Origin of the sequence: Mesorhizobium sp. M4A.F.Ca.ET.022.05.2.1 (assembly GCF_003998845.1) — a bacterium.
GTDB lineage: Bacteria > Pseudomonadota > Alphaproteobacteria > Rhizobiales > Rhizobiaceae > Mesorhizobium.
This window is the reverse complement of the sequence record NZ_RZOJ01000399.1, coordinates 1-5,560: the sequence shown is the minus strand read 5'-3', so window position 1 is coordinate 5,560 and position 5,560 is coordinate 1. Positions and strand designations below refer to the sequence as shown.

Sequence of the window (5,560 nt, the reverse complement as noted above, 5' to 3'; positions counted from 1 at the left end):
GTGTAGCGACGCTCCTTGCCGGTGGCGCGCGTCCGATAGTTGAGGATGAAGGCTTTGTTGCCGGCCGCCGTGACGCGCACGCCAAGGCCCGTCACGGACTCGTCATAGGTGATCCGGTTGCCGTTTGCTGGCTTCGGCAGGTTTTTGATGATGGTGTCGGTGAGTTTCTGTGCCATGGTTTTGTGTCCGCGCCCGTGTCCGTCCGTTGAACGTCTGCCTGTGACTTCTAGTGTCGTCTGCTGTCGCTGATTTGTCAAACAGCGTCGCCTTATGAATCAAGGACTTGCGGTGCGGACACGGTCAAAGCCTTGTGGCGCAAGGGTTTGCGAAAAATGGCCTTCGCCTGACTTTTAATCAGTAGGTCATGGGTTCGAATCCCATCGCGCTCACCAAATTTTTCAATGAATGCAATGTGATATCGTTTCTCACCTGGAACGGGCGAGGTCGGTTCTCCTAACAGGAACCTAACAAAATGGCCCGCCGCCGAGGCAGCGGGCCAAACTTCACAATGTTGTTGGATGTCATGCACCTTGGGCGGCTGCCCGAACATAGTTGTTCGGCATCGGATCTTCTCCAATTCGGTTTGTGTGAGGCTCTAGCGCTTTCGCAAGAACCGAAATTCTGATATCAGAGTTTTTATGCCAAAGCACGAAACCGTGATATCAAAGAAACGGCGGGGACCGGTCCCAAGCGGAAAGGGCGTGCCGATCATGGTCCGCCTTCAACCGGACATGCTCGCGGGCGTCGATCAGTTTGTTGCCGAACATGAGGTTTCCCGACCTGAAGCCGTCCGATTGATCATTCGTGACTGGTTGACCAGACACCAGGTACTAAAGGCCGAGTGAGACCTTCATCCCCAAGAACGGCGGCGGCGCCGGGGTGGGCTGACGAAATGATCGACGCCCTTAAGATTAGGCGCACTGCTTTGCGCGGCTGACTGGCCGGTGCCTTGCCCCAAAGCCCGCCCATGGGCGCTGGTCAACTCCGAAATGAAGTCTCGCGAAAAGCAGCGAGTGTCTATCGGCTCGCCTCTGTGCGGGGCGCAAAGAAGCAGCGAATATAGGAAAACGGCGGGGACAAGCAGATGTGATACTGGCTGTCTTCGCTCTCTATGACGCGGTTCTTGGGAATGAAGTATCGGGTCTTGGACCCCGTGCGGACATTGAAACCGCCACCAGGCAGCGGCTCGACATAGCGCGAGCTGATGACCCCGCAGTCCTTCTTGTCCTCGCAGCATTCATAGCCGGTAACCGGATCATGATAGCCGGTGTACCAGTTGTGAGCGACGGCTAGCGCGATCAACAGGACTTTCATTGTCCGCCTAGATCTAACATGGCAGCTGGGCGGCAGGCTATATCGTATATTAGCGTTCGTTTGACAAAGCCGGTGACCGCGCCAGAACCATTTGCACGGCGCGGGGAATTGGGGTTGCCGACTGGTGATGGCATTGCGGACGATCTCGCCGTCATCCGTGGTGGTGTCCACGGTCGTGGCGACGGCGGAGATTCGCAGCTTCGCCCGGCATGCTGCCCACTTCGCTCGGATCGCCAGGCACTCCCTCTCGGGAAGCCTGCTTGCATGTGGGTACCAGTTGCGCGAAGCTGCCTATGGGGGAGTGGTGTAGATTCGAGGCAGCACCACCAATGTTCACTGACTACTACGAACTTCTGGAAATCAGCCCGAACGCCAACTCGGAAACGATTGAACGGATATTTCGTTATTTTGCCATGCGCTATCATCCCGACAATCGGGATACCGGAGATGATTCACGCTTCAGCGAGATCGTGGAAGCCCACAATACGCTGAAGGATCCGGTCAAGCGCGCGCAGTACGACATCCAGTACAGGGACAATCTGGGCCTTCGCCGTGAGCTTACCGAGGAGGCCAGCAACACCAAAGGTCTTGAGCGGGATGTCGTCATCCAGGCCAAACTGCTGACGCTTCTCTATGTAAAGCGGCGCCAGGACGTCAACAATCCCGGCATTGGCGATGACGAACTCGAGCGCTTGTCAGGCTGTCCGCGAGAACATCTGGATTTTCATCTCTGGTATCTGAAGGCAAAGGGCTGGATAGCCAGGATCGAAAACGGGATGTTCGCCATCACCGTGGAAGGCATCGATCGAGCCAATTCCGAACACCGTCGTGACGCCGCGACGACCAAACTATTGGATCATATAGATTAAACGGCCCTCCTGAAGCCCATCTGTTAGTCGGCTAGCTATAACAATATTAGCGATTGCTTGTATTTAGATCGGCCCGGGGCCAAGCTTTCCGTTGGATCGATCGAGTGGGCCGGGCAGAGGCGTCCAAGGGGAGGGGCAATAAATTGTCCGAGAAAAAGGTGATCGCGGTCAAGGACTGGAACTGTGCCATGAGCGACGAACTTGGCCGCGTCGCCCTGATGATCAATCCGACCGATGGCGAGCCGATACTGGTTTTGATGACGATCTTTCAGGCTGCCAGGATGGGGCGCGAGTTGCAGTCGCCGAAACGCGTCTCGTGATGCCTTCGATATCCACAAAGCGGGCGTAGACCGGCAGTGCCAACCTTGTCGCCAGACTGGGCGGCAGCTAGAGTCGGCATTCGCAAGGGAGGCGATACATGGCACTTCACCTTTCGGCCGACACCCTGGCCCCCGCGGCGGCGAAACCCCAGAAATATCTATTCGGCCCAGTCGCCGACTTCCTCATGCTCGGCGGTAGCGCGTTTCTCATCTTGCCGGTTCTGTTTCTTGTGCCGCTCGAGTACGAAGGCCTCGTTGCCGCTACGATGGTCTTTGTGGCGTATCTGGTAAACTATCCCCACTTCGCCCACTCATATCAGATTTTCTACCGCAATTTCGGACGCAAGGTGAGCGGCGACGGATACGACAAGGGCCTGCAGATCCGCTACATCTTCGCCGGCATCGCCGTTCCCCTGATCATGAGCGCCTTCTTTGCCTATGGCGCGGCGACGGCAAACACGCGGCTGCTGGGATATGCGACCAACGCCATGTTCTTCTTCGTCGGCTGGCACTACGTCAAGCAGGGCTACGGCATGCTGATGGTGGATGCCGTGCTCAAGCGCAAATTCTTCGACGATCGGGACAAGAAGGTGCTGCTGGTCAACAGCTATGCCGTCTGGATCCTGGCCTGGCTGCAGACGAATACGGCGGTCACCGCGGGCAAATACTATGGGCTGGAATATTACACATTCGCGGCCCCGTCGTGGATCACCGACATTGCCCTGCTGGTAGCCGTAGCATCCACCGCGGCTACGGTCATGATGCTGGTCAACCGTTGGCGAAAGAACGGCGGCGGCCTGCCGTACAACGGCATCGTGGCCTATGTCGCATCACTCTATCTCTGGATCCTGATCGCAAGGATAAACCCGCTCTGGCTGCTTGTGGTGCCCGCGCTCCACTCGCTCCAGTACCTGGCGGTGGTCTGGCGCTATCAGACCAATGTCGAGCGCGACGGTCTGGATGCCGCGAGCGATCCGCAACCGAAGATCCTGTCCTTTCTCGGCCCCCTCTACAGGCTTCGTGTCCTGGGATTTATCGTCGGTGGCGGCGCGCTCGGCTATCTCGGCTTCTGGCTGATCCCGTTCGTGCTGACGGCTATGATCCCTTATGACAGGCAAGTTCTCGGCTCGTCGCTGTTCTTCTTCATCGTGCTGATCTTCATCAACGTCCATCACTACTTCCTGGACAATGTGATGTGGCGCCGCGGCAATCCGGAAGTGTCGAAATATCTATTCCGCTAGCCCAGACGGCGCCGAATGGCCGACAGTAATCTCGAGGCACCGGACCTGGCCGCGTCGGCGGCAATCACCCTGTCCATCGACCGTTCGAACTCGGCCAGCATCGACGCCAGCAATTCCGCAAGCCCGCCGGCGGGGCCGTGGATCTTCTCGAAAAGGCGGCCGTAGTTCCGCAGCGTCTCGGCGACGACGTCGGGAATGTCCTCGTACCGGCACCAGATCACATATTCATGATAGGGGATGTGTGTTCGCAGCGGCACGTCCTCGCTGACGACGAGACAGCCTTGCGAAAGCGCCGGCAGGACCCTGAACTCCTCGATCGAGTGGTGATGCCAGGTCTGGTGCGGGTTGACGATGATTTTAGCGCTTTGGTACAGCGACCGCAGCCCGGGCAGGTCGTAGACGCCCTGGACATTCCTGTAGCCCGCAAAAGCCTCCAGTCTTTCGATCAGGGAGGCGCGCCTCGGCTCCCTGGTGTTGATGATGTTGGTCAGGACGTCGATCGACCGGCCGCCTGCATTTGAATAGTCGAAGGGGATCGGAGGGCAGTAGACGATCCGCTCGCTGAAGTGCCTCGGAAACCGGCCGCTGGATTTGATGTTGACGATGTTCGGCACATTGTATTCGAGCACGACGTCCGCCGTGCGGTACTGCTTTTCGTTTGCGATCCGGACGAGATACGTCTCGTCGCCTCCGAAGATGGATGGCACGACGCCCGGAGCGCTTGAGGGTGGAACGTCACGCCCGCCAGGAAGCACCAGATTGTGTTCGTCCTGGAAGAAAATCCGCATGCCCGACCGAGGCGCCGCGCGCCTGGCGAAATAGTTCTCCACGACGGGCAGATTGGTTACGAGCCTGTGCGCGTTCAGATAGCGCATGCGGTGATTTCCAAACGGAAGCACTCGATCGTCAGTGCCACGGCGCCGGGTGGAACCATCAGGAAACCAGAGAGACATTGCCGCCGGCGTGGCGCTCCAGCCGTCCCGCGAGATCGAGCTCCAACAGCACCATCGAGACCTGGGCGGCGCTGAGACCAGTGTGACGGATCACCTCATCGACCGCCACCGGCGTCGGGCCGAGCGCCTCGAGCACGCCCGCGCGATCATCCTCGCGTGGCGGCGGCATTGCCGAGAGATCCGGCGGCTCGGCCAGCGGTGCTATTCTTGAAACACGCGCCCCTGCCAGCGGCGCGATGGCGCTGGAAACATCTGCGGCTTCGGTCACCAGCGTCGCGCCGTCCTTCAGCAGGCCGTTCGAGCCGGCCGCGCGCGGATCGAGCGGCGAACCAGGTACGGCGAAAACCAGGCGGCCCATCTCGCCAGCCAGCCTGGCGCTGATCAGCGAGCCCGAACGTTGCGCCGCTTCGACCACCACCAGCCCCAGCGCCATGCCGGCGACGAGCCGGTTGCGGCGCGGAAAATCCTGCGCGCGCGGCTGCCAGCCGAACGGCATTTCCGAGACGACGGCGCCGCCACGCTCGGCGATCTCGATGCAGAGCGCGGCATTCTCGGGCGGGTAGGGCATGTCGAGCCCGCCGGCCAGCACGCCAATAGTGCCGGTAGAGAGGCTGCCTTGGTGCGCTGCCGTATCGATGCCGCGCGCCAGGCCGGAGACGATCGCGTAGCCGTCGCGGCCAAGGTCCGCCGCCAGCATCCGCGCCATCTTGACGCCGGCGAGCGAGGCGTTGCGGGCGCCGACGACGGCGACCGCCGGCAGACGGAAAACCGCGCCCTCGCCCTTCACCGCAAGCAGGGGCGGCGGATTATCCATGGCCTTCCGCAGAAGCGTATAGTCGGCCTCGCCGATGCCGACGCAACTG

7 protein-coding genes and 1 tRNA gene are annotated in these 5,560 nt (G+C 60.0%); 5 read left to right on the top strand and 3 right to left on the bottom strand.

What is annotated here, in order from left to right; all coding sequences use genetic code 11:
* Nucleotides 1–319 precede the first annotated feature (319 nt).
* Both EN745_RS28835 and EN745_RS37285 read left to right on the top strand, forming a co-directional pair.
* Nucleotides 320–392, top strand: a tRNA-OTHER gene (locus EN745_RS28835).
* Nucleotides 393–638: 246 nt separating this feature from the next.
* Nucleotides 639–845 (top strand): ribbon-helix-helix domain-containing protein, encoded by a 207-nt coding sequence (locus tag EN745_RS37285; protein WP_127422807.1) that lies wholly within the window; start codon nucleotides 639–641, stop codon nucleotides 843–845.
* Nucleotides 846–1,017: 172 nt separating this feature from the next.
* Here EN745_RS37285 and EN745_RS28825 read toward each other — a convergent pair whose 3' ends face one another.
* Entirely contained in the window at nucleotides 1,018–1,314 is a 297-nt protein-coding gene (locus EN745_RS28825) for a hypothetical protein (RefSeq protein WP_127405555.1), read from the bottom strand.
* Between the two features lie 329 nt (nucleotides 1,315–1,643).
* Between EN745_RS28825 and EN745_RS28820 the strand changes: the two genes are divergently transcribed.
* The 3 genes from EN745_RS28820 to EN745_RS28810 all read left to right on the top strand — a co-directional run bounded on the left by EN745_RS28820 (nucleotide 1,644) and on the right by EN745_RS28810 (nucleotide 3,744).
* Nucleotides 1,644–2,183, top strand: a complete 540-nt coding sequence (locus EN745_RS28820; RefSeq protein ID WP_126054695.1) for a J domain-containing protein — start codon at nucleotides 1,644–1,646, stop codon at nucleotides 2,181–2,183.
* Between the two features lie 143 nt (nucleotides 2,184–2,326).
* Nucleotides 2,327–2,503, top strand: a complete 177-nt coding sequence (locus EN745_RS28815) for a hypothetical protein (RefSeq protein WP_126054694.1) — start codon at nucleotides 2,327–2,329, stop codon at nucleotides 2,501–2,503.
* 98 nt (nucleotides 2,504–2,601) lie between these two features.
* Nucleotides 2,602–3,744, top strand: coding sequence for a hypothetical protein (locus EN745_RS28810; RefSeq protein WP_126054693.1), 1,143 nt, complete (start codon nucleotides 2,602–2,604; stop codon nucleotides 3,742–3,744).
* Here the strand turns inward: EN745_RS28810 and EN745_RS28805 are convergent.
* The gene (locus EN745_RS28805) at nucleotides 3,741–4,619 is read right to left on the bottom strand and encodes a hypothetical protein (protein ID WP_127422806.1); all 879 of its coding nucleotides are present in this window, start codon (nucleotides 4,617–4,619) and stop codon (nucleotides 3,741–3,743) included. The genes EN745_RS28810 and EN745_RS28805 overlap by 4 nt on opposite strands.
* Before the next feature lie 58 nt (nucleotides 4,620–4,677).
* Nucleotides 4,678–5,560: DNA-processing protein DprA (gene dprA, locus EN745_RS28800; RefSeq protein WP_127422805.1), on the bottom strand; the 883-nt coding region annotated here is incomplete at its 5' end.

Coding starts and splice junctions, on each gene's coding strand:
- EN745_RS37285 (WP_127422807.1), top strand. CDS start 639: ATGCCAAAGCACGAAACCGTGATATCAAAGAAACGGCGGGGACCGGTC.
- EN745_RS28825 (WP_127405555.1), bottom strand. CDS start 1,314: ATGAAAGTCCTGTTGATCGCGCTAGCCGTCGCTCACAACTGGTACACC.
- EN745_RS28820 (WP_126054695.1), top strand. CDS start 1,644: ATGTTCACTGACTACTACGAACTTCTGGAAATCAGCCCGAACGCCAAC.
- EN745_RS28810 (WP_126054693.1), top strand. CDS start 2,602: ATGGCACTTCACCTTTCGGCCGACACCCTGGCCCCCGCGGCGGCGAAA.
- EN745_RS28805 (WP_127422806.1), bottom strand. CDS start 4,619: ATGCGCTATCTGAACGCGCACAGGCTCGTAACCAATCTGCCCGTCGTG.